This is a genomic window from Bradyrhizobium hereditatis, assembly GCF_020329435.1.
In the GTDB taxonomy this organism is placed as follows: domain Bacteria; phylum Pseudomonadota; class Alphaproteobacteria; order Rhizobiales; family Xanthobacteraceae; genus Bradyrhizobium; species Bradyrhizobium hereditatis.
Genome location: NZ_JAGKJK010000002.1, coordinates 472,009 through 496,913, shown reverse-complemented (window position 1 = coordinate 496,913; position 24,905 = coordinate 472,009). Strand labels below are relative to the sequence as shown.

Annotated in this window: 29 protein-coding genes and 1 riboswitch; of the genes, 12 read left to right on the top strand and 17 right to left on the bottom strand. The window is 62.0% G+C overall.

Annotated features, from left to right (window positions below):
• Nucleotides 1–70 precede the first annotated feature (70 nt).
• Nucleotides 71–271 (top strand): tautomerase family protein, encoded by a 201-nt coding sequence (locus tag J6524_RS07700; protein ID WP_057842245.1) that lies wholly within the window; start codon nucleotides 71–73, stop codon nucleotides 269–271.
• Nucleotides 272–431: 160 nt separating this feature from the next.
• Entirely contained in the window at nucleotides 432–827 is a 396-nt protein-coding gene (locus J6524_RS07695) for a thioesterase family protein (RefSeq protein ID WP_225669771.1), read from the top strand.
• A 126-nt stretch (nucleotides 828–953) separates the two neighbouring features.
• On the opposite strand, the gene proC is transcribed toward J6524_RS07695, so the two are convergent.
• The 3 genes from proC to J6524_RS07680 all read right to left on the bottom strand — a co-directional run bounded on the left by proC (nucleotide 954) and on the right by J6524_RS07680 (nucleotide 4,411).
• Nucleotides 954–1,775, bottom strand: coding sequence for a pyrroline-5-carboxylate reductase (gene proC, locus J6524_RS07690; RefSeq protein WP_225669770.1), 822 nt, complete (start codon nucleotides 1,773–1,775; stop codon nucleotides 954–956).
• A gap of 207 nt (nucleotides 1,776–1,982) precedes the next feature.
• Nucleotides 1,983–2,483, bottom strand: coding sequence for a type III secretion system chaperone family protein (locus J6524_RS07685; protein ID WP_225669769.1), 501 nt, complete (start codon nucleotides 2,481–2,483; stop codon nucleotides 1,983–1,985).
• 368 nt (nucleotides 2,484–2,851) lie between these two features.
• Nucleotides 2,852–4,411, bottom strand: coding sequence for a glycosyltransferase family 87 protein (locus J6524_RS07680; protein ID WP_225669768.1), 1,560 nt, complete (start codon nucleotides 4,409–4,411; stop codon nucleotides 2,852–2,854).
• 451 nt (nucleotides 4,412–4,862) lie between these two features.
• A riboswitch (FMN riboswitch) is annotated at nucleotides 4,863–5,015 on the top strand.
• Between the two features lie 77 nt (nucleotides 5,016–5,092).
• On the opposite strand from J6524_RS07680, the gene J6524_RS07675 reads away from it, so the two are divergent.
• Both J6524_RS07675 and J6524_RS07670 read left to right on the top strand, forming a co-directional pair.
• Complete coding sequence (locus tag J6524_RS07675; RefSeq protein WP_225669767.1) at nucleotides 5,093–5,677, top strand: 6,7-dimethyl-8-ribityllumazine synthase; 585 nt, start codon at nucleotides 5,093–5,095, stop codon at nucleotides 5,675–5,677.
• Nucleotides 5,678–5,782: 105 nt separating this feature from the next.
• Nucleotides 5,783–6,598, top strand: coding sequence for an SDR family NAD(P)-dependent oxidoreductase (locus J6524_RS07670; RefSeq protein WP_225669766.1), 816 nt, complete (start codon nucleotides 5,783–5,785; stop codon nucleotides 6,596–6,598).
• A 25-nt stretch (nucleotides 6,599–6,623) separates the two neighbouring features.
• Here the strand turns inward: J6524_RS07670 and J6524_RS07665 are convergent, their stop codons facing one another.
• The 6 genes from J6524_RS07665 to J6524_RS07640 all read right to left on the bottom strand — a co-directional run bounded on the left by J6524_RS07665 (nucleotide 6,624) and on the right by J6524_RS07640 (nucleotide 12,131).
• Nucleotides 6,624–7,577 carry a ribose-phosphate pyrophosphokinase gene (locus J6524_RS07665; RefSeq protein ID WP_225669852.1) on the bottom strand — a complete coding sequence of 318 codons (954 nt, stop codon included), beginning with the start codon at nucleotides 7,575–7,577 and terminating at the stop codon, nucleotides 6,624–6,626.
• Nucleotides 7,578–7,746: 169 nt separating this feature from the next.
• Entirely contained in the window at nucleotides 7,747–8,370 is a 624-nt protein-coding gene (locus J6524_RS07660) for a YgdI/YgdR family lipoprotein (RefSeq protein WP_225669765.1), read from the bottom strand.
• Nucleotides 8,371–8,630: 260 nt separating this feature from the next.
• On the bottom strand, nucleotides 8,631–9,398 hold the full coding sequence (gene pgeF / locus J6524_RS07655) for a peptidoglycan editing factor PgeF (RefSeq protein ID WP_225669764.1): 768 nt from the start codon (nucleotides 9,396–9,398) through the stop codon (nucleotides 8,631–8,633).
• On the bottom strand, nucleotides 9,395–10,522 hold the full coding sequence (locus J6524_RS07650) for a class I SAM-dependent methyltransferase (protein WP_225669763.1): 1,128 nt from the start codon (nucleotides 10,520–10,522) through the stop codon (nucleotides 9,395–9,397). The genes pgeF and J6524_RS07650 overlap by 4 nt, the downstream gene beginning before the upstream one ends.
• A gap of 8 nt (nucleotides 10,523–10,530) precedes the next feature.
• Complete coding sequence (gene lgt / locus J6524_RS07645; protein WP_225669762.1) at nucleotides 10,531–11,385, bottom strand: prolipoprotein diacylglyceryl transferase; 855 nt, start codon at nucleotides 11,383–11,385, stop codon at nucleotides 10,531–10,533.
• A gap of 11 nt (nucleotides 11,386–11,396) precedes the next feature.
• Nucleotides 11,397–12,131, bottom strand: coding sequence for a dienelactone hydrolase family protein (locus J6524_RS07640; protein ID WP_225669761.1), 735 nt, complete (start codon nucleotides 12,129–12,131; stop codon nucleotides 11,397–11,399).
• A 180-nt stretch (nucleotides 12,132–12,311) separates the two neighbouring features.
• On the opposite strand from J6524_RS07640, the gene J6524_RS07635 reads away from it, so the two are divergent.
• From J6524_RS07635 to ychF, 4 genes are all read left to right on the top strand, one after another.
• The gene (locus J6524_RS07635) at nucleotides 12,312–12,605 is read left to right on the top strand and encodes an accessory factor UbiK family protein (protein WP_225669760.1); all 294 of its coding nucleotides are present in this window, start codon (nucleotides 12,312–12,314) and stop codon (nucleotides 12,603–12,605) included.
• Between the two features lie 304 nt (nucleotides 12,606–12,909).
• On the top strand, nucleotides 12,910–13,635 hold the full coding sequence (locus J6524_RS07630) for a 50S ribosomal protein L25/general stress protein Ctc (RefSeq protein WP_225669759.1): 726 nt from the start codon (nucleotides 12,910–12,912) through the stop codon (nucleotides 13,633–13,635).
• 21 nt (nucleotides 13,636–13,656) lie between these two features.
• Nucleotides 13,657–14,265 carry an aminoacyl-tRNA hydrolase gene (gene pth, locus J6524_RS07625; RefSeq protein WP_225669758.1) on the top strand — a complete coding sequence of 203 codons (609 nt, stop codon included), beginning with the start codon at nucleotides 13,657–13,659 and terminating at the stop codon, nucleotides 14,263–14,265.
• A gap of 73 nt (nucleotides 14,266–14,338) precedes the next feature.
• A complete protein-coding gene (gene ychF / locus J6524_RS07620; RefSeq protein WP_225669757.1) occupies nucleotides 14,339–15,436 on the top strand; it encodes a redox-regulated ATPase YchF in 1,098 nt (365 codons plus the stop codon).
• Between the two features lie 138 nt (nucleotides 15,437–15,574).
• Here ychF and J6524_RS07615 read toward each other — a convergent pair whose 3' ends face one another.
• The gene (locus J6524_RS07615; protein WP_225669756.1) at nucleotides 15,575–15,868 is read right to left on the bottom strand and encodes a DUF4282 domain-containing protein; all 294 of its coding nucleotides are present in this window, start codon (nucleotides 15,866–15,868) and stop codon (nucleotides 15,575–15,577) included.
• A 193-nt stretch (nucleotides 15,869–16,061) separates the two neighbouring features.
• Here J6524_RS07615 and J6524_RS07610 point away from each other — a divergent pair, with 193 nt between their 5' ends.
• From J6524_RS07610 to J6524_RS07600, 3 genes are all read left to right on the top strand, one after another.
• Nucleotides 16,062–16,523: a MaoC family dehydratase gene (locus tag J6524_RS07610; protein WP_225669755.1), complete on the top strand. Its 462-nt coding sequence runs from the start codon at nucleotides 16,062–16,064 to the stop codon at nucleotides 16,521–16,523.
• 2 nt (nucleotides 16,524–16,525) lie between these two features.
• Nucleotides 16,526–17,005, top strand: a complete 480-nt coding sequence (locus J6524_RS07605) for a MaoC family dehydratase (RefSeq protein WP_225669754.1) — start codon at nucleotides 16,526–16,528, stop codon at nucleotides 17,003–17,005.
• Nucleotides 17,006–17,131: 126 nt separating this feature from the next.
• Nucleotides 17,132–17,275: a hypothetical protein gene (locus J6524_RS07600; RefSeq protein ID WP_225669753.1), complete on the top strand. Its 144-nt coding sequence runs from the start codon at nucleotides 17,132–17,134 to the stop codon at nucleotides 17,273–17,275.
• Nucleotides 17,276–17,317: 42 nt separating this feature from the next.
• Here the strand turns inward: J6524_RS07600 and J6524_RS07595 are convergent, their stop codons facing one another.
• From J6524_RS07595 to J6524_RS07565, 7 genes are all read right to left on the bottom strand, one after another.
• Nucleotides 17,318–17,464: a hypothetical protein gene (locus tag J6524_RS07595; RefSeq protein ID WP_225669752.1), complete on the bottom strand. Its 147-nt coding sequence runs from the start codon at nucleotides 17,462–17,464 to the stop codon at nucleotides 17,318–17,320.
• Nucleotides 17,465–17,619: 155 nt separating this feature from the next.
• Nucleotides 17,620–18,033 carry a hypothetical protein gene (locus J6524_RS07590; RefSeq protein WP_225669751.1) on the bottom strand — a complete coding sequence of 138 codons (414 nt, stop codon included), beginning with the start codon at nucleotides 18,031–18,033 and terminating at the stop codon, nucleotides 17,620–17,622.
• A gap of 181 nt (nucleotides 18,034–18,214) precedes the next feature.
• A complete protein-coding gene (locus J6524_RS07585; RefSeq protein ID WP_225669750.1) occupies nucleotides 18,215–19,135 on the bottom strand; it encodes a hypothetical protein in 921 nt (306 codons plus the stop codon).
• Nucleotides 19,136–19,346: 211 nt separating this feature from the next.
• The gene (locus J6524_RS07580; RefSeq protein ID WP_225669851.1) at nucleotides 19,347–19,781 is read right to left on the bottom strand and encodes a nuclear transport factor 2 family protein; all 435 of its coding nucleotides are present in this window, start codon (nucleotides 19,779–19,781) and stop codon (nucleotides 19,347–19,349) included.
• 176 nt (nucleotides 19,782–19,957) lie between these two features.
• Nucleotides 19,958–20,224, bottom strand: coding sequence for a hypothetical protein (locus J6524_RS07575; protein WP_225669749.1), 267 nt, complete (start codon nucleotides 20,222–20,224; stop codon nucleotides 19,958–19,960).
• A gap of 146 nt (nucleotides 20,225–20,370) precedes the next feature.
• Nucleotides 20,371–20,820 (bottom strand): nuclear transport factor 2 family protein, encoded by a 450-nt coding sequence (locus tag J6524_RS07570; protein WP_225669748.1) that lies wholly within the window; start codon nucleotides 20,818–20,820, stop codon nucleotides 20,371–20,373.
• Between the two features lie 1,123 nt (nucleotides 20,821–21,943).
• Complete coding sequence (locus tag J6524_RS07565; protein WP_225669747.1) at nucleotides 21,944–23,527, bottom strand: winged helix-turn-helix domain-containing tetratricopeptide repeat protein; 1,584 nt, start codon at nucleotides 23,525–23,527, stop codon at nucleotides 21,944–21,946.
• A 170-nt stretch (nucleotides 23,528–23,697) separates the two neighbouring features.
• Between J6524_RS07565 and J6524_RS07560 the strand changes: the two genes are divergently transcribed.
• Complete coding sequence (locus J6524_RS07560) at nucleotides 23,698–24,678, top strand: tripartite tricarboxylate transporter substrate-binding protein (protein WP_225669746.1); 981 nt, start codon at nucleotides 23,698–23,700, stop codon at nucleotides 24,676–24,678.
• Nucleotides 24,679–24,905: the final 227 nt, after the last annotated feature.

Below are 24,905 nucleotides of genomic sequence, written 5' to 3'. Positions count from 1 at the left end.
TGATGGATTGCCGGCTAAAGCCGGCAATGACAGTTTACTGAATAAGCAAGAGCAAAAGGGAGCAATACCGATGCCTGAGATCACCATCAGCATGGCCGCCGGCCGCACCGAGGAGCAGAAAGTCGGTATGATGCGCGACATCACCCAGGCGCTGGTGAAGAATCTCGGCGTCGACGCGGAAGCCGTCGTGATCCAGATCAACGAGGCGCCGCTCACCCACAAGATGAAGGGCGGCAAGACCTTCGTCGAGCGCAAGGCGATGCAGAAATAGCGCGGCCTCTCTCCGATGTCGTCCCTGCGAAAGCAGGGACCCATAACCACCGATGTTGATGCTGTGCCGAACTGCGGCCCCAGCTTGCTGAAAACCGGACATTTGGGGTTATGGGTCCCGGCTCAAGGCCGGGACGACACCGGCTTTGCGGAAGCAATCCATGGACGCACGCGACTTCATCAAGGTCGGCATGAGTGCCGAACGCACGCTGGTCGTGCCGCCCGAGCGCACGGTCGGGCATTTCGTGCCTGGCATGCCGATGGTCTATGCGACGCCGATGATGATCCTGGAAATGGAGATGGCGTCCAGCGATGCCATCAGAAGCCATCTTCAGCCGGGCTGGATCACAGTCGGAACCGAAGTCGATATCCGCCACCTCGGCGCGTCGCTGGTCGGCGCCACGGTGCGCGTCACGGGAAAAGTCGTCGCAGTTGAGCGCCGCGTCATCCGCTTCGAGGTCGAAGCTTTCGAAGGCGCGCGCAAGATCGGCGACGGCCGCCACGCCCGCGGCCTCGTCAACAGCGAGAGTTTTACGAAGCGGCTCAAGGCCGGATAACGGGGCGCGCGCCCGCGCACTCAACCTCATCTTGAGGAGCGCGTAGCGCGTCTCGAAGGATGGGCCGCGGGCCTCATGGTTTGAGACGGCGCGGTGCGCCTCCTCACCATGAGGATAACGACAAGCCTACTTCGCCAATTCCTTCGAGCGCTTCGTCGCCGCAGCGATGGCGCGAATCATCAGCGGCTGCAGTCCATCCTTGGCCATCAGCACATCCAGCGCCGCCGCGGTGGTGCCGCCGGGCGAGGTGACATTCTGGCGCAGCGTGGACGAGGGGAGGTCCGAGCGATGCAGCAACTCGCCGGAGCCGGCGACGGTTTCGCGCGCGAGCCTGGTCGCAAGCTCCGCTGGCAGGCCGGCCTCGACGCCGGCGCGGGCGAGCTCCTCGGCGAGCAGGAAAACGTAGGCCGGGCCGGAGCCGGACACCGCGGTCACCGCATCCATCAGAGCTTCGTCATCGACCCATTCGACCGAACCAGTGGCGCGCAGCAGTGCGTCGGCCGTGGCGCGTTGCGCCGCGCTGACATTCTTCGCAGGCACCGCGACCGTGATGCCGCGGCCGATCGCGGCCGGCGTATTCGGCATGGCGCGCACCACCATGCCGCCGCAGACTTCTTCCAGCGCCGCAATGGTCGTGCCCGCCATGATCGAGACGACGAGCGTCGACGGTCCCACGAGGCGCTTGAGCGCCGGGCCCGCTTCGCGGAACGTCTGCGGCTTGACCGCCACCACCAGCGTATCCGCAGTGCCGGCGTCCTTCGGATTGAGGTGGATGCCCTTGGCAGCGAGCGCCTTGATTTCGTCGGACGGAGAGGGTTCGACCACGATCACGCGTTTGGCGTCGAGGCCGCCGGCCAGCCATCCCGTCAGCATGGCGCCGCCCATCTTGCCGGCGCCGGCGAGCGCGATGGTGCCGTGAAGGTTCTGAAGTGCGTTGGTGGTATTCATGGGCGTCATCACTAAGTATAGGCGTCGTCCCCGCCGACGCGGAGACCCATAACCGCAGCCGGTTCTAGTGAAGCCAGGGAAGCGCTACAAGCACAAAGCCGTCATTGCCGGGCTAGACCCGGCAATCCATCGGACTCAAGAGAAGTGCTTTTTTCGTGATGGATGCCCGGGTCAAGCCCGGGCATGACAGTTTAGCAAGCCGAGAAGTCAGGCCTCGCCCTCGGTATCGAACATCGCCGCGGCCATGGCCTCGGTCGCGCTTTTGCCGGCCCAGACCACGAACTGGAATGCGGGGAAATAGCGCTCGCAGGCATGGATGGCGCCGGCCAGCATGACCTCGCATTGCGCGGTCGAGGCGGTGAGCCCGCCCGGCAGCACCAGCGCCTGCCGGTACATGATCATGCCGGTGTGGTTCCAGATATCGAAATGGCCGACCCATAATTGCTCGTTTATCGCAGCGATCAGCCGCCGCACTTCCGCGCGCCGCGCCGGCGGAATCTTCATGTCGAAGGCTGAGGCCAGATGCAGCGCCTCGATCTCCGCCATCCAGGTGAAGGAGAGCTGATAGTCGGTCCAGTTGCCCTTGGAGACGATGGTGACTTCGTCTTCGCCGGAACGCTCGAACGCCCAGTTGTTGCTGGCGGCAATGTCTTCGACCACCGCCAGCGGATTGTTCTGGGAATCAATAATGCCTTCGAGGAGGGACATGCCGTCTCGACCCTGTTCTTGAATTCTTTTGATACGCACGCGGAGCACGGCGCGCGTCGAACTCAAGGGGCGCCGCCGACTGCAATCCCCGATCGCTGCTCGTCCTCGGGGCCTGCCGAACTCAAGTGATGTGATTTGCGGAATCCGCGCAACTCACCCCTGAGTCCGTCCACAGGCCAAAGCGACGTCGTCCACAGCTGTTCGGGGTCACACGAGAACAAACCGGAATCGGATTCTGGAACAAACGAATCCTGCCGCCATAATGGTTAACGGATGGTTAAGGCCTTTTCGCGTTCGCCGGCGCTTGGAACGCCCAGCCTTCGAGAGCGAGGTAGCTTCTTGCCGGATGGCGGTTCAAAACCCGCCGCCTACTTCTCGCGCGCAGCCAATGGACACGCCTCGATCGAGGTTCCGAGCTGCGCGCCCTCGATATCAACGCACGGCCTGGAAGGATCGACGCGCAAACCGTATCGCTCGAGCAACTGTTCGCGGACCGGTTTGCCGCGCATGTGCAATTCCCATACGCCGCCCGGTAGCGGCGAGTTCAGTCCGGCGCGAATGCGGCGGTCGAACGTGCCATCAGGCATGATCGGCAGGGCAATGTCGGCGATCTGGTAGAACCGCGACTGTGGCGCGAGCCGCGGGGCGATGTAGGCGACCGGCTTGTCGACAAGAAGGTAGACCGCCGGCTGCTGAAGCTGCAGGGGGATGACGGGATTGAATGGGTTGGACCAGGGGCGGCGGAACCAGTCGCCCGGTTGCGACCACAATGCGATCAGCAGGGCCGTCGCCGCCATCAGGGCATTCAAACGCAGTGACGTTGCACCCGCGAAGGACGATCCCGGCTGGCCGGCCAGACAGCGGACGATTAACAGAACCACCAGCGGCGCGCAGAGTAGCTCCAACACGATGGCGTAGCGGTGAATTGAAAACACCGCGAGCCAAGCCGCATAGGAGACGATGAAGAACAACAGGAACTGGACATCGCGTTGCGTGAAGATCGTAGCGCGGGCGACGAGCGATCTGCCGACGCCGAACAGAAGCAGCAGCGTCGCCACTGCAAATCGTGCATCGCGGAATGGATGCTCGGAGCTTCTGTTGTCGCCGACGAGCCAATAGAACGGATAGGCGAGCGCGTCGAGGAAACTCTTCGGCAGAAATTGCCAGTCCATGATGTTCATCGGGACCAATTCCCGGGACTGGAACACGCCGTTAAAGAGCGGGAAGATCGGATTGCCCATCTCGCGCCAGAGCATCAGGCTCCACGCGCCGCCCATTGCGAGCGCGCCCGCGGCGCCGCCGACCCCGAGGCACAGCGTGGCCGCCAATGGCCGGCCTGCGGCGAGCACGGCGGCCGCGGCGCCGAGCGCATAGACGACATTGGTCAGCTTCAGCCCGACGGCGGCCCCGATCAAGAGCCCGGCGAGAACGTAGCGTCCAGAACGCGATCCATCCGCCGACAGGATCAGGATGCAGCCAGCAACGATGGGAAGCGCGGTGAGAATATCGGAGAAGCTAGTGCCTACTTCCGAAAGCGTCATCGGCCCGACCGCGGCGATCAGGATCGATGCCCCGATTGCGGTCGCCGTCGCCGCTTCCCGCAGCAGCACGCGGATCAGGAAATAGATCAGCAGCAGATTGAGACCGTGCACCGCGCCGATGATCATCAGCCCGTAGGGCAGCGGCAGCAGGTGGCGCAGGTAGTAAACCGGAAAATAGACGATTGGATTGAAATAGGTCTGGAAGCCGGCGGGCAGGGCATCGAGGCCATAGCGGCCGGTGATGACGGCCCAGACATTGTACTCGTGATAGTTCTGCCAGTCCCAGTTGACGTCTTCGCCGACAAACCAGGTGTAGATCGCGCCGGCCAGCAACGATCCGAGCGCGATCGCGATCGGCGCCAGGACGCTGGTTCGAAGAATGGGCATCGGCCAAGCCCGATCCGTGGGCTTTCCCGCATCCATGCCGGCAACGTCAGCGGCGTTTGTCACGCTTGCTCCATGTGCGTCGCCCGGGCGATCTGGAGTTGGGTAATAGTCACCTGTAGAGCGCCGGCTTTAAGGATTCGTGAATGTTTCGGCCGGCATCGATAGCCGAAAGACCGTTCGCAAATCGCGCGTTAACGCCATTCGCTGGCGTCGCGCAGCTTTCTCGCACCGGCAATCCCGAGAAAGTCCCGGCGAAGAAGTTTCATGTTGAGCGTCCCGCTGTTTGCGGAGAACCATCCTAATTGCCGCGGCTTACGTAAAACGCCCGCGCTCCACTTTCACGCGCCCTGTTTCGGCGGCATGGGGACATGCCGATTCCCCATGCCAAAGGCGCTTGCTGACGGCCCGGCCTTGGTCATATCCTTGAGGCAGGTCGTCCATTCCGGGCGGCCGATGTTCTCAGGGCGGGGTGAAAATCCCCACCGGCGGTAAGGGTGACGTAGCCCAAGCCCGCGAGCGCTTTCTTCTCTCCCGAGAAGAAGGGTCAGCAGATTCGGTGTGAATCCGAAGCCGACGGTTACAGTCCGGATGAAAGAGAACGGTTTGCGGCGGCCTCGCAGATTTGCGCGTGGGCTGACGTCGTTCCGTATGCCCTGATTCTGGTCCTGAAAGAGGAAAGCCATGAATCAGACCTTGCTAGAACCCCAAGTCCAATCCCAACCCCAGACAGCCGAAACGATTGTCGCTCCTGACGTGCCCGAGCGTCCACCGGCGCCGGTGCATCCTCGCTTCGTCAAGCCGCAGCGCGTCGCCTTCGTGCAGTCATCCTGGCACCGTGACGTCGTCGAGGAATGCCGCATCGCCTTCCTCGCCGAGATTGAGGCGCGCCATATCACGCGCGCACAGCTCGATCTGTTCGAGGTGCCGGGCTCGTTCGAGATACCGCTGCATGCGCAACTGCTCGCCAAGACGCGGCGCTATACCGCGATCGTGGCCGCAGGCCTCGTGGTCGACGGCGGCATCTACCGCCACGAATTCGTCGCCGATACCGTGATCAAGGCGTTGATGGACGTGCAACTGCGAACCGAAGTGCCAGTATTCTCGGCGGTGCTGACGCCGCAGCAATTCCACGACAGCGCGGTGCATCACGAATTCTTCCGCAAACATTTCGTCATCAAGGGCATCGAGGTCGCGGAAGCCTGCGCCAACACGCTGCACAGTCTTGAAAGACTGCGCGGCCAGGTGGCAGCCGGGATTGTGGGGTAACGTCATTGCGAGCGAAGCGAAGCAATCCATGCCTCGATTCGGGGAAAGATGGATTGCTTCGTCGCTTCGCTCCTCGCAATGACTGATGCAGGATGGGAGTCATCGATGGCAAAAACCGAACAGGACTCTTCCGACTGGCTTGGCCTGTCAGGCCGCGTCTGCGTGGTAACGGGTGGAGGAGGCGGGATCGGCCGTGCCACGGCTCTCAGCTTCGCTCAAGTCGGCGCCCGCGTCGCCGCCATCGATCTTGATGAACGTGGCCTTGAGGCGACGCGCGCTGAACTCGACAAACTCGGCGCTGATCATGTCATCGCCCGCTGCGACACCTCTGATGTCGCGAGCGTCACCGCTGCATCCGAGACCATCGAGAAGTCGCTTGGGACATGCGACGTGCTGGTCAACACCGCGGCCGTGCTGCGCCCGGGTGCGCTCGATACCCTGACGCTCGCCGAATGGAACGCCGTTCTCTCTGTGAACCTGACGGGCTATTTCGTCTGTGCACAGGTTTTCGGCCGGCAGATGCGCGCGCTTGGCCGCGGCAGCCTGGTTCACGTGGCTTCGATCGCCGGCAGCAACGCGCAGGGGCAGAGCGGGGCCTACAGCGTCAGCAAGGCCGGCGTGATCATGCTGTCGCGGCAGCTGGCGAACGAGTGGGGACCGCACGGCATCCGCAGCAACGTCGTCAGTCCCGGCATGGTGATCACGCCGATGAGCCAAGCCTTTTACGATACGCCTGGGGTCACCGAGCGGCGCTCCGCCGTGGTGCCGCTGCGCCGGGTCGGCATGCCCAACGATATGGCTGATGCAATCCTGTTCCTTGCCAGCGACCGCGCGTCCTACATCAATGGCGAGGAGATCATGGTCGATGGCGGCTATGCCAATATGCTGATGAACCTGGTGCCGCGGCCGGGATTTGAGTGAGGTGCTACGAAGCTACAGTTCAACGTCAGTCGAACAGGCTCGACACCGACTCTTCCGCCGCGGTGCGGCCGATGGCTTCGCCGATCAGTGCGGCGATCGATAGCGTGCGGATGTTCGCAGCCTTGTTGACTGCTTCCGTCGGCAGGATCGAATCGGTGATGACGAGCTCTTTCAGCTTCGACGAAGCGATGCGCGCGGCTGCACCGCCCGAGAGCACGCCGTGGCTGATATAGGCGTAGACTTCCTTGGCACCGTTGGCGATCAGGGCGTCGGCCGCGTTCACCAGTGTGCCGCCGGAATCGACGATGTCGTCGATCAGGATACAGGTATAGCCGGCGGGATCGCCGATCACGTTCATCACTTCGGACTCGCCGGCACGTTCGCGACGCTTGTCGATGATTGCGAGCGGCGCGTTGATCCGCTTGGAGAGGCCGCGGGCGCGCACCACGCCGCCGACGTCGGGCGAGACCACCATGACGTTGGTCAGGTCAAAGCGTTCCCTGATGTCGCGCACCATCAGCGGCGAGGCGTAGAGATTGTCGGTTGGGATGTCGAAGAAGCCCTGGATCTGCCCGGCGTGCAGGTCGAGCGTCATCACGCGGTCGACGCCGGCATGGGTGATCAGGTTGGCGACGAGCTTGGCCGAAATCGGCGAGCGCGAGCCGACTTTGCGGTCCTGCCGGGCATAGCCGAAATAGGGGATCACCGCCGTGATGCGGCGCGCGGAGGCCCGGCGCAGCGCGTCCGTGATGATCAGGAGTTCCATCAGGTGGTCGTTGGCCGGAAACGACGTCGACTGGATGATGAAGACGTCGGAACCGCGGACGTTTTCCTGAACTTCGACGAAGATTTCCATGTCGGCGAAGCGCCGGACCACAGCCTTCGTGAGCGGCAGGTGCAGCCAGTTCGCGATTTCCTGGGCCAGCGCGGGGTTGGAATTGCCGGCGACCAGCTTGATCGAGCCGTTCTTGGCCGCCATCAATCCTTCTCCTCGCGCCTTGGATACGACGTTCAGCATGTCGAGAAATCCTCGGGAACCGGCGCTTTTTGATGAGCGAGGAGATATCAGGCGGGTGGCTCGGCTGGCAACCCGTTCACGTCGTTTTCCCGGTTAAAAATCGGCCATTACGGGACTTTAACAGGGCGGTTTATTGGGCGCCGAAACTCAGTGCGGTGATGCCGGCCGCATCCTGCGCGGGTACCATTTCTTCCGCACTCGCGACCGCGGGCCCGCGGCGCTCCGGTGTCGGCGCAGGCGCGGTATCCGGCGTTCCGTTAATCATGCCTGAAAGACCGCTGAGGCCGGCTTGCGCAATTTTCCTCAAAACGAGGTCGTCGGCCGCTGCCCAGGCGTCACGTCCAGCTTTGCCAGCGGGCTCCTCGCCGGAAAGCCGCAGCGCACGCTGCTGGTTGTTGTCGTAGACGTCCCAGACCCACGCGATCACCGTCTTGCCACGAACCACCTGCGCCGAGAGGTAGCTGCGCACGCGGTAGGATGCGCCGCCCTCGCGGGAGACGATCGACAGGTTGCGCAGCTTGGATTCGCTGTCGAGCACGCCGACCATGCGGTCGAACACCTGCGGCGGCGGACCGTCGATCGATTCGAACGCCACGGTCGGGCCGCCAGCGCTCGTAGCCATGGCGTACGATCCGCTGCCCGTTGCGCCATTGCTCGCGCAGCCGGCGAGCGCACAGGAAAAAACGGCAAGCAGCGCAGCGGCAATTGTGGCGCGGTAAGCTCGCAGGCACGAAGCAAACAGGGTGTTCGTCATGGTTCCGTGCGATATCGTTAAAACGTGTTAAGGTCTAGGGCAGGGAGTACGCCGGCTCACCAAAAAAATTGTGTCGCCGTACCTTGTTGTCGCCAGAATTCTTAAGCTCCGCAGGATTGAGCTATGCGAGCCTTTGTTTGGCTTCGACGCGAACGGCGTGGTGCTGTCGGCGGGTGAGCGCGCCAGCAGTTGCCAGCGACGCTCAGCCACCTCGGGACCGGCCGGGCGCGGGGCAAGCTGGCGAAGGTGAAATAAGACGCTTACTCGCTCGCCAGCGCGATGGCGTGCACATGACGGCCATAGTCCGGTTCTTTCCGGTGCACCGAGCGACGGTAGCTGTAGAAGCGCTCGTCGGAATAGGTGTCGACCCCGATGTCGTCGATCATCAGGATGCCGGCATTCTCCAGCCGCATGCGAATGAAGCCGGCAAGATCGAACATGGCATGGCCGGCTCGTACCGAGGGAATGAAGAACACGCCATTCTCCGCATCGGCATCCATGAAGCGCTCGACGAATTCGCCGCCCACTTCGTAGGAGTGTTGGCGGATTAAGGGCCCAATTGCGGTGACGATACGGGTGCGGTCGGCGCCCAGCTTCTCCATTACATCGATGGTAGATTCCAGCACGCCGGTCAGTGCGCCCTTCCAGCCGGCATGGGCGGCGCCTATCACGCGCGCGGCGGGGTCAGCGAACAGGATCGGGCCGCAATCGGCGGCAGTGACGCCGATCGCGATGCCTTCGGTGCGGGTGACCAGCGCGTCGGCGCACGGTTTGTCGCCTTGCCATGGTCCGGTCGCCACCACGGCATCGGGTGAATGGATCTGGTGCACGCTGAGAAGATGTTCGGGCGCGACGCCCATCTCTTCGGCCATCCGGCGGCGGTTCTCTGCGACATTGGCCGGATCGTCGTTGGATCCAAGTCCGCCATTGAGGCCTTCATAGATTCCACAGGACACCCCGCCCTCTCGGGAGAAGAAGGCGTGACGCAGCCCGGGAATGGCTGCGAGCAGCGACGATCCGAACGTCATGCTGTTTCCTCTTCCGGCTCCGGCGGTTCGTCGCTGAGGCCTGCGACCATGGTGAGATCTGGTCTGGTGATCGCGAGCACCTTGAACATCGAACCCATGCCGCCGCGGCCGCTGTCGGTCAGCCGCTTCAGCGCGGCGGAAATATCGGCGGACACTTCCGGCGTGGTTTTGGCCATCAGTGTGGCGGCCCGCGTTTCGATGCCGAGCCGCTTGAGGAATTCGCCCTGCGTCACCGGGCCGTGAACGCGCGTGCCGACATCTTCCGCCGCGCGCGCCAGCGCCTGGAAATCGACATGGGCGGTGACGTCGGCCTGTCCAGGATTTTTCAGGGGATCAGCAAAGCTGTGGCGGGCGATCGCCTGGAAAGTGTCGCCGGCGTCGCTGCGCAGATGGCCGTAATCGATGATCAGCGCCGCGCCATCCTGGTCGCGCACCCTTGCCGCAATCTTCATCATTTCGGTGTCCGGCCGCCATTCGAACACGGCGCCGATAGGGGCCGCGCGCACCAGCGGCGGCAGCAGCACCTCAAACCGCGGCAGCGGCTCGTCCGCGGCGGCGAACACCAGCTTGCCATCGGCGTCGAGATTGACGACACGCTCGTGCCAGCCGGTCTCGCGCTTGACGACCTGATGGATCGGCAGCACGTCGAAATATTCATTGGCGAGAATGACCGCGGGGCCGTCGGGCACGTCGTCGATGTTATCATGCCAGGTGATGTTGCGGGCGCCTGACAGCGTCGCCTGCTGCTTCTCGCGCAGCACTGGATTGATCTCGACGAGATGGATGTGGAGCGTTTGATAGAGCGGCGGCAACACCCTGACAGCGCGGAGCGCGTCAGCCATCATGGTCCCGCGGCCGGGGCCGAGTTCGACCAGCCTCAGCATCGGCGGTGAGCCGATCGACTTCCATACCGACGCAGTCCACAGGCCGAGCAGTTCGCCGAACATCTGGCTGACCTCGGGCGCGGTGGTGAAATCGCCCTCGCGGCCCAATGGATCGCGCGAGACGTAGTAGCCGTGCTGCGGATGCATCAGGCACAGCTCCATGTACCGCCAGACCGGCATCGGTCCTGACGATTTGATCAGCTTGTGGATCTCCGACAGCAACGGCGAGTATTCGGTCACGGCCTGCCTTAAATCGACTTCTCTCTATGATCCGGCACCTTGCGGCGCCATGCCATCACGATCAGTATAGCTCCGGCAATGATCATCGGTACCGACAGCAGCATTCCCATGGTCAGCCCGAGCTGGGGATCCCACAAAAATCCGAGCTGGGGGTCCGGTTCACGGAAGAATTCGCTGGTGATGCGCGCAAGGGCGTAGATTGCAATGAAGCTGCCTAGGATCAGGCCGGGCCGTTTGAGGGCGCCCATCCGGACCATCACCGCCAGGACAACGAACAGCAGGATGCCCTCGAGCGCCGCTTCGTAGAGCTGGCTAGGGTGGCGGAAAAGTTGAAGCGGGTCATCGGGAAAGACCATTCTCCAGGGTACGCTGGCGTCCGCCTCGCGCCCCCACAATTCGCCCTTGATGAAATTGGCAAGCCGCCCGAGGAATATTCCGATCGGAGCGACCGCGGTCGTGATGTCGCCGAGCGACAGGATGGAGATATTGTTCGTGCGCGCAAACAGCATCACCGCGGCGACGCAGCCGAGAAAGCCGCCATGGAAGGACATGCCGCCTTCCCAGAGTTTGAAAATGGCGGTCGGGTTCTGGATGAAAAAGGCGGCGTTGTAGAAGAGCACGTAGCCGGTGCGGCCGCCGACGATGATGCCGAGGGTGACCCAGAGAATGAAGTCGTCGAGTTGCGGTGTCGAGATCGGTGCCGGACCGCCCCATAATTTCTCACGCTTGATCAGCGCGCGCGCATATAACCATCCGAGCACGATGCCGGCGATATAGGCCAGTGCATACCATCGGATCGCGAACGGTCCGATCGAGATGGCGACCGGATCGATTTCCGGAAAGGCGATGGTGAGAAAGGGCATCGGGGCGACAGCTAGGACGCGAGGTTGCGGCGATAGAGCGCCAATAGCCGCTCCCAGTGCCGCTCGGCAGCGTCGCGGTTGTAAACCGGGCGCTTCGGGAAGGCGAAGCCGTGATGGGTGCCGGGATAGATCTCGACCTCGTTGTTCGATCCCTGCATGCCGGCGATGACTTTGTCGATGATCTCCTGCGGCGCATAGATGTCGGTCTCGGCGCAAGCGAAATAGAGTTCGGCCTTGGTCTTGCCTGCAGCAAGATGCGGGCTGTCTGGCTCGTCGGTTGCGAGATGTGTCCCGTAAATGGAGGCCGCCGCCTTCACGCGATCCGGAAAATGCGTTGCTGCGTTGACCGCGTAACGGCCGCTCATGCAATAGCCGACGGTGCCGACGATCCTTGTATTCGCGGCGGCTTGCGTCTCTGCATAAGCGAGGAGCGCCTTGGTGTCCTCCATCACCATGGGAATGTTGATGGAGTTCATGAAGCCGAACATCCGCTTGCGCTCGGGCGCCTCGGGATCCGGCGGGATCGGGCCCAGCTCCATGACGCCGGAGCGGTAATACATATTTGGCAGCATCACGTAATAGCCTGACGTGCCGAGCCGCCGCGCCATATCGCGCAGTTCCTCGCGAATGGCGGGTGCGTCCATGTAAAAAATGATGACGGGGAAGGGGCCGCCGCGCTCGGGATGGGTGATGAAGGTCGTGGTCTTGCCGTCCTTGGTCGGAATGTCGATCTGCTGGTCGATCATGGGCGCTTCTTGTTGTTTGTGATTCTGCAGTCGGGCTGGATACTCGATACGATTGCAAGGAAAGGGGAGTATGACAAGGCAAAGGGCTGTTACGGCGGCCTTGAACCTCACACTTGAACGTTTCTCTTGGGATTGCCATTGTGTTGTCGTGACGAACAATTGGCGACCGGAGCGTTCCAGATGACCCAGACCAGCAATCGGTTTTTCGACGAGATCGGCCGTTTGATGAACGACGCCGCCGGTGCCGCCCAAGGCGTCAAGCGCGAGGTCGACACCGTCATGCGCAACCAAGCCGAACGGATCCTGCGCGATCTCGACGTCGTCCAGCGCGAGGAGTTCGACGCGGTCAAGGACATGGCCCGTCTGGCGCGCGAAGAAAACGAGGCGCTCAAGAACCGGATCGCCGTTCTGGAGGCCAAGCTCGGGATTGCACCGGCTGTGCCGGATGCCGCCAGCCCGCTGGCGGATGGATAGGGGTTTTGATCACCAATCGTCATGGCCGGGCTAAGGCGCGAAGCTAGCTTCGCACATCCCCCGGCCGTTCATGTTCTTCGTCGCGGCGGCAAGGACGTGGACGCCCGGTCCAAGACCGGGCATGACGGCTCGGAGGTGACGGGCGCAAAATCGCAGAAAAATCCCTTCATTTCCTTGTCATTTCGCCCCTTTGGGGCTAAAAGCCCGCCACGTCCGCAGCCCCCGCACCCCTGGAGGCTTGCTGTGCGACGCCGACGGGCCGCGATGCGGCCTTTAACTTTTTAGAAAACAAGGACTTAGCACGATGGCGACCGTCAAGGAATTGAAGGCGACCGCGCGTCCGAACGGCGGCAAGGGGGCCGCCCGGGCAGAGCGTCGCGCCGGGAGAGTGCCCGGAGTGATCTACGGCAACAACCAGCCCCCCGTGACCATTTCGGTCGACGATCGGGAACTGCGCCAGCGCATCCTGGCCGGCCGCTTCCTGACCACGCTGTTCGACATCGAGCTCGATGGCAAAAAGCATCGCGTGATTCCGCGCGACTTCCAGCTCGATCCGGTGAAGGATTTCCCGCTCCATGTCGACTTCCTGCGGCTGGGCGAAGGCGCGACCATCCGCGTCAGCGTGCCGCTGCACGTCGTGAATGGCGAAACCTCGCCTGGCGTCAAGCGCGGCGGCACCATCAACATCGTCACCCACACCATCGAGCTCGAATGCTCGGTCGATAACATTCCGCAGTACATCGAGGCCGACGCTGGCGCGCTGGAAATCAGCTACTCGCTGCATCTGTCCGACATCAAGTTGCCGAAGGGCGTGAAGGCGCTGTCGCGAGAGGACGCAACCCTCGTGACCATCGTGCCGCCGTCCGGCTACGCCGAAGAGCAGAAGGCTGCTGCAGCTGCTGCGGCTGCCGGCGCGCCTGCTCCGGCGGCGGGTGCTGCGGCTCCGGCTGCTGCTGCCGCGCCTGCGGCGGGTGCCGCTGCTCCGGCGGCTGCCGCAAAGGCGCCGGCGGGCGGCGACAAGAAGAAGTAACCAGCGGCAGGATGCCGCGTCATGCGCCTGTTTGTTGGCCTCGGTAACCCCGGTTCGAGATACGCGAACAACCGGCACAACATCGGGTTCATGGCCGTCGATGAGATTGCGCGACGCCACGGTTTCGCACCGTGGCGTCGCCGTTTTCAGGGCGAGACATCCGAAGGCACGCTCGATCGCGAAAGGGTCGTTCTGCTGCGGCCGACCACCTACATGAACGAATCCGGGCGCGCGGTTCAGGAAGCCGCGAACTTCTTCAAGCTCAGCGCATCCGACGTCACCGTGTTCCAGGACGAACTCGAACTGCCCCCGGCGAAAGTACGGGTGAAGATCGGTGGCGGTATCGCCGGCCACAACGGGCTGCGCTCGATCTCCTCGCATATCGGCAACGATTATCGCCGGGTGCGGCTCGGCATCGGTCATCCGGGGGTCAAGGAGCTGGTGCACGGCCACGTGCTGTCGGATTTCGCCAAGAGCGACCGCCCTTGGGTGGAGGCCTTGTGCGCGGCGGTGGCTGACAATGCCGGCTTGCTGGCGGCGGGGCACGATTCCTCGTTCCAGAACAAGGTGCATCTGGCACTGCAGGCCAAGGGAATTTTCGACAAGGGAGACGACGGGAAGCAGAGCTGACTTCTCGTGCTGGCTCTCCGCCGCCATGCCGGCAGCAGCCCGGCCATGACGAAGAGAAATCGTTGAGGACGAAATGGGATTCAAATGCGGTATCGTCGGCCTGCCCAATGTCGGCAAGTCGACGCTGTTCAACGCGCTGACCGAGACGGCGGCGGCGCAGGCGGCGAATTATCCGTTCTGCACGATCGAGCCGAATGTCGGCGAAGTGGCGGTGCCCGATCCGCGCCTAGACAAGCTGGCGGCTATCGCAAAGTCCGCGCAGATCATCCCGACGCGACTGACCTTCGTCGATATCGCAGGCCTGGTGCGCGGCGCGTCGAAGGGCGAAGGCCTCGGCAACCAGTTTCTCGCCACCATCCGCGAAGTCGACGCGGTCGCGCATGTCGTGCGGTGCTTTGAGGATTCCGACATCACCCATGTCGAAGGCAAGATCGCGCCGCTCGCCGACATCGAGACCATCGAAACCGAACTGATGCTCGCCGACCTCGACAGCCTCGAGAAGCGGGTCGACAACCTCACCAAGAAGGCCAAGGGTAACGACAAGGACGCCAAGGAGCAGCTCGACCTTGTCAACCGCACGCTGGTGCTGCTGCGCGAGGGCAAACCGGCGCGGATGCTTGAGCGCAAGGTGGAGGAAGAGCGCGCCTTCGACATGCTCGGCCTCCTGACGTCGAAGCCGGTGCTCTATGTCTGCAACGTGGAAGAGGGCTCGGCCAAGGAAGGCAACAGCTTTTCGAAGCAGGTATTCGAGCACGCCAAGAAGGAAGGCGCGGTCGCGGTTGTCATCTCGGCCAAGATCGAATCCGAGATCGCGACCCTGTCACGCGAGGAGCGCGCCGAATTTCTCGAAACCCTCGGTTTGGAAGAGGCCGGCCTCGACCGCCTGATCCGCGCCGGCTATCAGCTGCTCGACCTCATCACCTATTTCACCGTCGGGCCGAAGGAAGCCCGCGCCTGGACCATCCACCGCGGCACCAAGGCGCCTGCCGCCGCCGGCGTCATCCATACCGACTTCGAAAAGGGCTTCATCCGGGCCGAGACCATCGCCTATGCCGATTACGTCGCGCTGAATGGCGAAGCCGGCGCCCGCGATGCCGGTAAGCTCCGGCTCGAAGGCAAGGAATATGTCGTCGCCGACGGCGACGTGATGCATTTCAGGTTTAATACCTGACGCTTGCCGCCGTCAGTGCGAGGAGCAAAGCGACGAAGCCATCCATGCCGCAGCGCGGGGATAGATGGATTGCTTCGCGGAGCCTGTCATCGGGCGCGCATTCGCGCGACCCGTTGGCTCGCAATGAGGTGGAAAAACCTACCGCATCCCGCCCTGGTCGCGGATCGCGCCGAGATGCTCGTTGATGCGGAAGACGATCAGGATGAATTCCGCGGCAATGCGCGAAAACACCACGCCGACCACGACGCTGGCGATCGAGGCCAACAGCAGGATGAATCCGCCGAACGGGCTGATGGCCATCGCGGCAAGCGCCGAAAAGATTCCAGAAAGCCCAAACAGCACGATCAAGCCGATGACAAGCCAGTAGAATGTCTTGATGATCGTGGGAGTGATAAATCGGTCCCACTGAAACAGATCCTGAAAATCGAACATCGATGGTTCTCCGGCGAGTCACAAACCTGATTCCAGACGGCACACCGCTAGCTCCGAAAACTGCTTCGGGCAAGCCGGGGGCGAGCGCCCTCGGGCGGTACTCGCCCGTGGCGAACGAGCCATGCGGGTGGGCGGGTTGAGATTGCCGCAAATAACGGCCACAATCGGGCTTCCCCACCACAATCCTCAATCCATGACAACGCTGACCTTCGAAGACTTCACGCCCGGCCATTTCGGCACGTTCGGACCGCGCCACGTCACTCGCGAGGAGATTCTGGCGTTTGCCGCCGAATACGATCCGCAGCCGATGCATCTGGATGACGCCGCCGCCAACGCATCGATGCTCAAGGGGCTGTCCGGTTCAGGCTGGCACCTCGGCTCGATCATGATGCGAATGCTGTTCGACGGCTTTATCGGCCGCACCGCCTCGCTCGGCTCGCCCGGAGTCAATGAGATGCGGTGGCTGTCGCCGCTGCGACCGGGCGACGATCTGACGCTGGATGTCGAGGTGGCGGAGGCCAGGATTTCGAAGAGTCGTCCCGAGACCGGCATCGTGACCTTCAAGGGTACGATCCGCAATGCGGCCGGCGTGGTGCTGTGCGAGATGGAATCGCCGATCATCGTGCGCCGGCGCGCCGGGGCGGGGGTGGACTAGCAATGCGTTTCTTCGAGGACATCGAGATCGGCAGCCAGCGTGAGTTTGGCTCGTTCACCTTCACGGCCGACGACATCAAGAGGTTTGCGGCGCAGTTCGATCCGCAGCGCTTTCACCTCGATGAGGAGGAGGGACGCAAATCCCTGTTCGGGGGACTGGCTGCATCGGGCTGGCATGTCGCGGCGGTCTGCATGAAGCTTCTGGTCGCCGACGGCAAGCGTTTGACGGCCGAGGCGCTCGCGCGCGGCGAGGAGGTTGCGGTTTGGGGGCCCTCGCCAGGCTTTCGCGAACTGCGCTGGATCAGGCCGGTGCTGGCCGGCGATACCATCAGCTTTACCAACCGGGTCGAAACCAAGCGGACGTCGGAGAAGCGTCCCCAGTGGGGCATTCTGCAGGCCCGCAATACCGGCACCAACCAGCGCGGCGAGGTGGTGTTCTCGTTTCTCGCCACCGCCTTCGTGCCGCGACGGAAAGCGGAATGAGATGGTTACCGAATTGTTTCGTTAGTGTTTCGTAATCCATGCCTCCGCGAAACCGAATATTTGCTAACGCATTTTGAACTTTCTGCCTGCCATAAGCGTCTCAGGGGAAGTACCGAGGGGATGAACATGGCAGATCGCAGTGGCCTGAAATTCGTCGGCTTTGTCTTCGCAACCGTCACGCTTGCGGTGATGCTGACCGCCGGCATGGTGGTGAAATCCTACGCGGATGGTGTCTACACGATCGAAGACACCGCGTTCGTCCGCCAGTAGTTCTGGATCGCGTAAAACACAGGCGCTGAATCCAAATAAGAGTCAGCGGCTCCAGATCAGCGTCATGGCCACGACCGCAAGCGTCAAAAGTCCGACGAAGCGGATCGCGATGGTGCCAACGCTGCGCGACGATTGCCGCAGCGGCATTGAATCCAGATTGTCTGGCTGAACGTTCTGAACGTTTTGCATCGCCGGTGTGTCTTGAGAAAGGTGACTGGCGCCACGTGACGACATCCGTCCTTGGACGCATCGTGCTTATAGAATTCAGACAGAGCACAGCCAAACAAAACCGCCGCGCTCCCATGCGGAACGCGGCGGAGTGTTAGATTTTTGCAACGATCGAATTAGCCGTTGCGGAGGCCGTCGGCAGCGCGCTTCCACTGCGTGACGTTGTCGGCGATCATGCGCGTCGACTTCATCGCCGCCTGGCTGAGCTGCGCATAGCCCGAGATCTCGCGCTGAACGCGCTGGCCTTCGGCATGCAGGAGATCGCGGAGGCTCTCGAGTTCGGAAATCAGCTTCTCGATTTCCGCCAGCGAAGTGCCGGCAACGCGCTGGATCAGCGAATTGACATTATTGACGGTCGCTTCTGCGTTGGCGTCGAGCGGCACGCTGTCCGGAGCCACTGCGGGCCGGCGCAGATAGGCGATGTCGTTGCGAACGAAATCGCGGATGCCAGCCTCGACTTCGGATACGGCGGCCAGATCGTTGTCGACCTCTGTGTTTGATTCCTGTTCGGAACGATTGATGGCGTTCATCGGCTATTCCTCTGTTTCGCTTTTCTGGCGATCGTGGACGTCCCCCGCACGACGACGTGGAGCGTTCCCATCTGTCCTGCCGATTTTGACCGCATCTGGGCCAATCTGCGGCAATGGTCGTTCATTATCGCGTGCCGACGCTTTGGCGCCGGAAAAACGTGCCAAATCAAGACATTTTGCCCTACCAGCTCCGCTTGAAACCCGCGCTGAGGCTCTTGTTGGCGGCCCCCGAGGGCGTCTCGCCGATCGAGCCGGAGATGATGACGCCGTCGAACAGCTTCTGCTCGGCGCCAACCTTGCGCAGCCATTTGTCGTCTGATGTCGACAGGGTCTGGCCGGCGATGAAGCTGGTACCGGTATCGGCAATGCTGAGCCGCGCCGTCTGGTCAGTCTCGTAGCTGCGCGCCGGATGGCCGACGATGCCGGGCACCGGGACGATGCCCTGCTGGATCAGATTGTAGTCGTTCTTCAGCGTCAGCGAATATTGCTCGCTGATCGGCAGCGACTTGCTCAAGGAGGTGCCGAGCTTGCTCTGCTCGGACCCGGGATCGACACGGGCCTCGACCGCGGTTTGGTCCCAGATCGAGGCGACGCCGGGCGCGGTGATTGCCGCCCAGGCAGTGCCTGATGATTGCGGCAGGCTGCCGCCATTGGCGAGCTTTTCCGAGAGCTGCTCGGATGTTGTCGCGGTGCCTTGCCTTGCCACCGTCATGTCGGCGCCGATGCGCGCATCCCAGAACGGCGAGATCGATTGCTTAACCGACACCGCGGCGGTGCCGTTCGCCCGTTCATTGGCGGACCAGGAGGCTTCCGCGCTGGCAGGGCCTTTCGACCCGGCGCCGCCCTTCGCCGCCAATTCGCCGAGGGTCGACGCGTCGACGTTGAGCAGGCTCCAGTCGAGCTTGCTGACGTCGATGTCCTTCATGACGTCTGCGTCGTTGACGCTGGGAGCCGCCTCTGCGTCCTCGGCCTGCAGCATCTCCGGAGCTTCTTGCATCTCCGGCTCTTCGCTCGCCGGCGGCGTTTGCGCCGCTGCCGCCAGTATCGAAGCCAAACTCACGCCGGCCGCCAGCATTGGCAGCCGCGCCCAGCCACGTCGCATTTTCGGAATCATTGCCCCGCCCGAATTCCAAGTCGCGCCTAGATTGCGTTTGTTTTAGTGCGAAATTATGACCGTGCGCATTCTTCATTCGAGGTGGCCGTCATGGCCGGGCTTTAACCGGCCATCCACGTTGTTGGGGCTGGCGAACAACGGACGTGGATGCCCGGGATCAAGCCTGGGCATGACGAAGACGCGAAGCTCGATTGGAGCGTTACACCGCTATCCGCGGCAGGTGGATCGGATAGCCGACAGTCTGCTCGACGAGATCGAAGGTGTCGACCAGCACGCGCAGATTAGTCAGGCGGCCGGCCTTGAACTGCGCGAAATGGGCGATGCGCAGACTGATCGGCTTGTTCGAATCGAGCGCCGTCAGCGAATAGCGCATCATCGAGGAAGCCGAATCCACGCCCAGCATGATCGATTCCCGGTCGAAACGGTGGACGCGGAAATTGTCTGCGATCTGCCTGATCACATCCATCACGGCCGCCTTGCCGCGGCGCGAACCGAAAAACGGGCAGAGGTCGATCGGTCCATAGATTGCCCAGTCGACGTCCTCGTCGATCAGGGCTTCGACGTCGGCGGGCTGGCGTTCGTTGACCGCGCGATGCAATGCGCGCGAAAAACGCCAGAGACTATGCTCTGTCATTTTGACGTGGTCCTTGGAAAACTGGATTTCAAAAACGGCGATCGCGCCAAACCGGGCGTCATCATCGACGCCGGGAGGCCATGCCGACATTCACTGTTGCAGCCAGAAATAGAGCAGTTCGGACAAAACACAACAGTCGCATTTGCATTGCACAAATGCAGCTGACACTGCCGAAATCAACGGTCTTGGCGCCGTACCGGCTGGCGCTCGATGGCGATTTCGGCGTCGCGAATGGCGAGGATGCCGAACAGCAAAGCGCCGCCGATCCCGCCGATCGCGGCTCCCATCGGCATGAAGGTGAAGAACACCAGCATCCCGTTATAGCCTTCAAAACTCGTGGTTTTGAAGATTTCTACCCAGGCGATGCCGGCCCCGATGCCAAGCGCCGCGCCGCCCAGCGCCCCCAATGCCAGACCAAGCAAAGCCAGCAATGCGATCTTCATACGTTCGTCTTGTCCGCAAACAGCCTTGTGGTGTGTCACGGCCGGCGCGATCAGGTTCAATGGCCGCGGGAAAAATAGGCAGTGTGCAGGCTTGCTGATCGGATGTGCAATGACGTGGCCCAGAAAATGACGACCCAACACGAACGCTAGATCGGGTCGGGCCTTCTTCCGGTCAGGATCGCGGCGACGTCGCGTTCAAGCAGTTGCTGGACCAGATCGAAGGTATCGATGATTTCCCTGATATGGCTGATCTTGCCGTCGCGCAGCGTGTAGAAGCCGGCGATGTCGAACTGCACCATGCGCTGATTGATGCTCTTGCGGAAGAACACGCGGATGAAGGCGGCGGCCTTGTCGTCCTCGGTAACCAGAATCGGCACCTCGCAGCGCAGCTCGGAATAGCGGGCGCGCACCGCATTCCACATCTCGCGCAGCTCGGCCTTGCCGCGCCGATGGCCCATATGCGGCAGGATGTCGATCGGCGCGTTGGCAAGCGACTCGACGTCGTCGGTGCAGCGCTCCAGCGCGCCCTCGACATCGCCGGAATAAAGGACGTTGAGGAAATCCAGCACGCGCTCGCGATTTGATCCCTCGGTCATTCGCCCACCTTTATGTTCGAGCCGGCCGGCGGCCGGATCCATTGAGAACGGGACGGCAGCACTATCAATCAGCAAAAGGACTTAAAGTTTTCTGAAACTACTCTGACACCGCCAGCGCCAGAAAGGTTCAAAGCCGCCGGCCGCATGGCCTATTGCTTGGCGCCGGCGACAATGCGCGGGGAGGGCGGCGCGGATGCTTTCGGATTCGAATGTCAAACAGCCTTCTGAACCGTAGGACGGGTGGAGCGAAGCGATACCCATCAATCGTGATGGACGCGACGCTCGATGAGTTTCGCTTCGCTCTACCGATCCTACAAGACATGCCTTCGCGGCCCCGCGACGCCGTGCGCCCGAGGATTGCATCCATCTTTCGCCCAGAGAAGAGGGCGCAGGGAAAGCCGGGTGCCCTAAGCACCCGCAGTCGTGCGCACATTGGTGCACACGGCGGACCGCAGGTGCGCCGGAACACCCGGCTTTCCCTGCACGATGGTTTTAACGCGTATACCGCGATCTCCCCGGAGCCGAATTCCTCTGGCCTCCGTCGCGGGCGGATTGACGATCGATCGCGGCCCGGTCGGGCCGGATCAATCTCCGCCAGCTTGACACCAGCAACGGGTGCCAGGACCACGCGGCTTGGCCGTCCGCGGCTTCCTCGACCGGAATGTTTCAGCAGACCCATGTGCTGTCACGCCCAAATTCCGGTAGAGGCGTTTAAGCGCCGGTCGTCTGCGCGCCGTTCGATCGCTCACGAGCCAAGACCCGCCCTGCAACCACGCACGCGCCCGACGCTGCCGCGTCCACCGCTTCCCGCGCCCAACGTCCGTGACGATCGCGATACGCCCCTCCTGTGGGTGCGGGATGGCCGGAGTTTTACGAGTGATTTGGGCTAATCGCGAAGCGGTTTATTTTTCGCGGCAGCACTGGACCAAGCCATGCCTGATTTGCCTCGCAGGCGACGCAATCTCTAGTGGTCATATCGCCGAGTAGTCATATCGCGACGCCGTCCCCGACGCGTCAGGTTTGGCGGGCGCGAAGCACACCAAAAGTCACCTCGCGCCACCCTTGCGGGAGAGGTCGGTGCCAAGCGCCGAGCGAGGGGCTCACGAACCTGGTCCATGCTGGCTCACCAATCACTTTTCCGGTAGGCCTGCATTGCGCATGCCCTCGGCAATCCGCACCCTCTGTGCGAGACAGGTCGGGTTGTCCGTTGGCGAACTGGCGTGGAAGTGGGTGAGAGTGAAATTGGGGTCGATGGCCAGGCCAGTCCTGTCTGTATCGACGCCCGCGCTTCATCGATCCGCCCGAGATGAGCCAACGCAGCGGCAAGGTAGATGTGAACGAATGCGGCGACATTCGGATTGGTCTCGATGGCCCGCTTGAACCAGTAGACGGCAGCTTCATCAACCGCAAGATACGACTGCGCGACGCCGACGTTAATCATCCAGGTGAACGCCCTGTTGTCGCGGGGTGAAAGTTGAAACGCCTGCATGACGCAAGCTTCGGTTTCCTCGGCTCGACCCAGGTAGCATTTGCCGAGCCCAATCCACGCGTAAGCGGTGGCTAGATTTCGATCTAGCGCCAATGCACGCCCACATTCGGCGATACCTTGAGCGGCACGTTTGGTAAAGATCTGGACGACGCCAAGGAGGCAATGCGCCAAGGCATGGTTCGGCAGGTGAGCAAGGACCTTGGCCAGAGATATTTCGGCCGCCAGGAGGCGCGCAGTCCGATCACCGGTCTGCATGGAAGTTCCTCGCACGGCATCGACGAACGCCATGCCAACCATTGCTTCAGCGTTGCCCGCGTCAAGGCAGATGGCCTGCTCGAAGAACTTACGCGCCTGCAATAGGTTTGCGGGGTCCGATCCCCGATGCACACTCGCCATGCCCTGGAAATATAGATCCATCGAGTCCGGATGTGGTGCTTGCGCCGCGCGTCGCGCCTCGGCAGTGACCAACTCCGTTCCGAGCTGATTGGCAAGACGCGCGCCAATTTCATCCTGCATATCGAGGAAATCCGCGATTGGCTTGTCGAATCGCTCGGCCCACAGATGATTGCCGCTTTCGGCATCGATGAGCTGGACGTTGACGCGTATGCGGCCTTGCCCACGCTGCACGGATCCCTCAAGGATATAGCGAACGCCGAGTTCTCGACCGATTTGCTTCGAATCGACATGCTTTCTCTTGTAAGTGAAAGCGGTGTTTCGGCCGATCACGAAGATGCCAACCATGCGCGACAAATCTGTGGTAAGGCTCTCGGTCACGCCGTCGACGAAATATTCCTGTTCGGGATCAGGGCTAAGATTGGCGAACGGCAAAACGACGAGCGAGGGTTTACCTGGAGCGGCAAAAGCGGGGGGCGGCGAGTCGGTCGTGACGGTCACTGCCGTTGGCACCCGCGTTTCGTGCACCGCGCCGATAAAACGGACGCCCTTGCGCCGAAAGGTCTTGATGAGGCGTTGCTCATCTCCGGAATCACCGATTGCCTTCCGCGCCGCATTTAGGCGGGTATCGAGAGCTGCATCCGAGACAACGCGACCTTCCCAAATGGCTCTTATGAGTTCGTCCTTGCTGACGACGCGTTCCCGGTTGCCGATCAGATAATTCAGTAAGTCGAACACTCGCGGCGCGACGGCGACGACATCCGTCCCTCGACGCAGCTCGCGCCGGGCGGTATCGAATGAAAAATCATCAAAGAAATAGCGCAAGGCACTTCCCTGCACGGCGGTCCAACCGTCGAAGGTCCCGGTGTCTGAGCGCAATAATAAGCTGTCGGTAAGGAAAAAGTAAGCTGGTGAGTAAGTATGTCCATACTTGCCATGGTACATCCGAAGGTAGAGCTGCGCTGAGAAAATGAGACGAGTCGGGGAGACAGTTGATGATCACACGTCGTGACTTATTGGCCGTGTCGGCGGCCGGTGTCGTGTTCTCCGCCACGGATCTTGTGCAGAGATCTATCGCACAACCGCTCACAAGAACTGCCCATATACTGACGGGCTTCACGCCCGGATTGCAGGATGCCCTGGCAAGGCTCATTGCCGGTCAGATGAAAGACTATGCTGAGACGATCGTGGTCGAGACCCGGCCCGGTGCAGCCGGCCGTATTGCGGTCGAGGCCGTGAAGACTGCTGACGCTGACGGAACGGTTATGCTGCTCGCGCCGCTTGGATTCATGATGCTCTTTCCACATGTCTACAAGACACTCAGATACGAGCCGCGGGATTTCACCGCGGTGTCGACTGTTGCCTCAACCCCGACCTTGCTGACGGTGGGGCCGAAGGTGCCGGGTGACGTAGGGACGCTTGCAGATTTCGTCGCTTGGTGCCGGGCCAACCTAAAGCAGGCCACCTACGGCACGGCGGGTGCCGGCACCACGCTGCACTTCCTCGGTGCGATGTTGGGTCGCACCGCGGGCTTCGATTTCCTTCACGTGCCGTATCAAGGCAATGGCTCGATCCAGGATTTACTCAAAGGAGAGATTGCATCAGCCATCATGCCAGTCGGCAGCTCTCTGGGACTCGTCCGATCAGGAGATCTTCGTGCGCTGGCAACTACCGGACCGCACCGCAGTCCCTTCCTTCCCGCTGTGCCAACGGTGGGAGAAGCTGGATATTCGTTGCTTGAGGACCTCACTTGGTACGGTATTTTCGTTCCAGCGAAGACGCCTGCGAATATCGTCGAAAAGCTAAATGCTGCCATCCAAGGAGCCCTGCGCACTGACGAGGTAAAGTCCGGCATGGCAAAATTAGCAGTCGAACTTGACGCAATCTCGATGGGAGACTTTGCCCGGCTGATCGTATCGCAATCGGAACGATGGAAAGCGATCGTGCAAGCAACCGCGTTCGTTCCGACTGATTGAAGGTTACGAGGGTCCCTTGTATAAGGCTGTATCCTGCTCTTCCGAGACAAGTCCACTGGCGGACTGGCCGAAACTGGCTCTGATCCAACCGCGGATTTTCATTAGCGCTGTTCGACCAAAGCTTGGCTTGGGATAGCGCCGGGTGAGGGGCTCTCGCCACGCGCTCCGATGTCTCGGGTCAGCGTGATCAAGCTCGCAAAGAAGACGGCTTCCGACGACGAACCCTT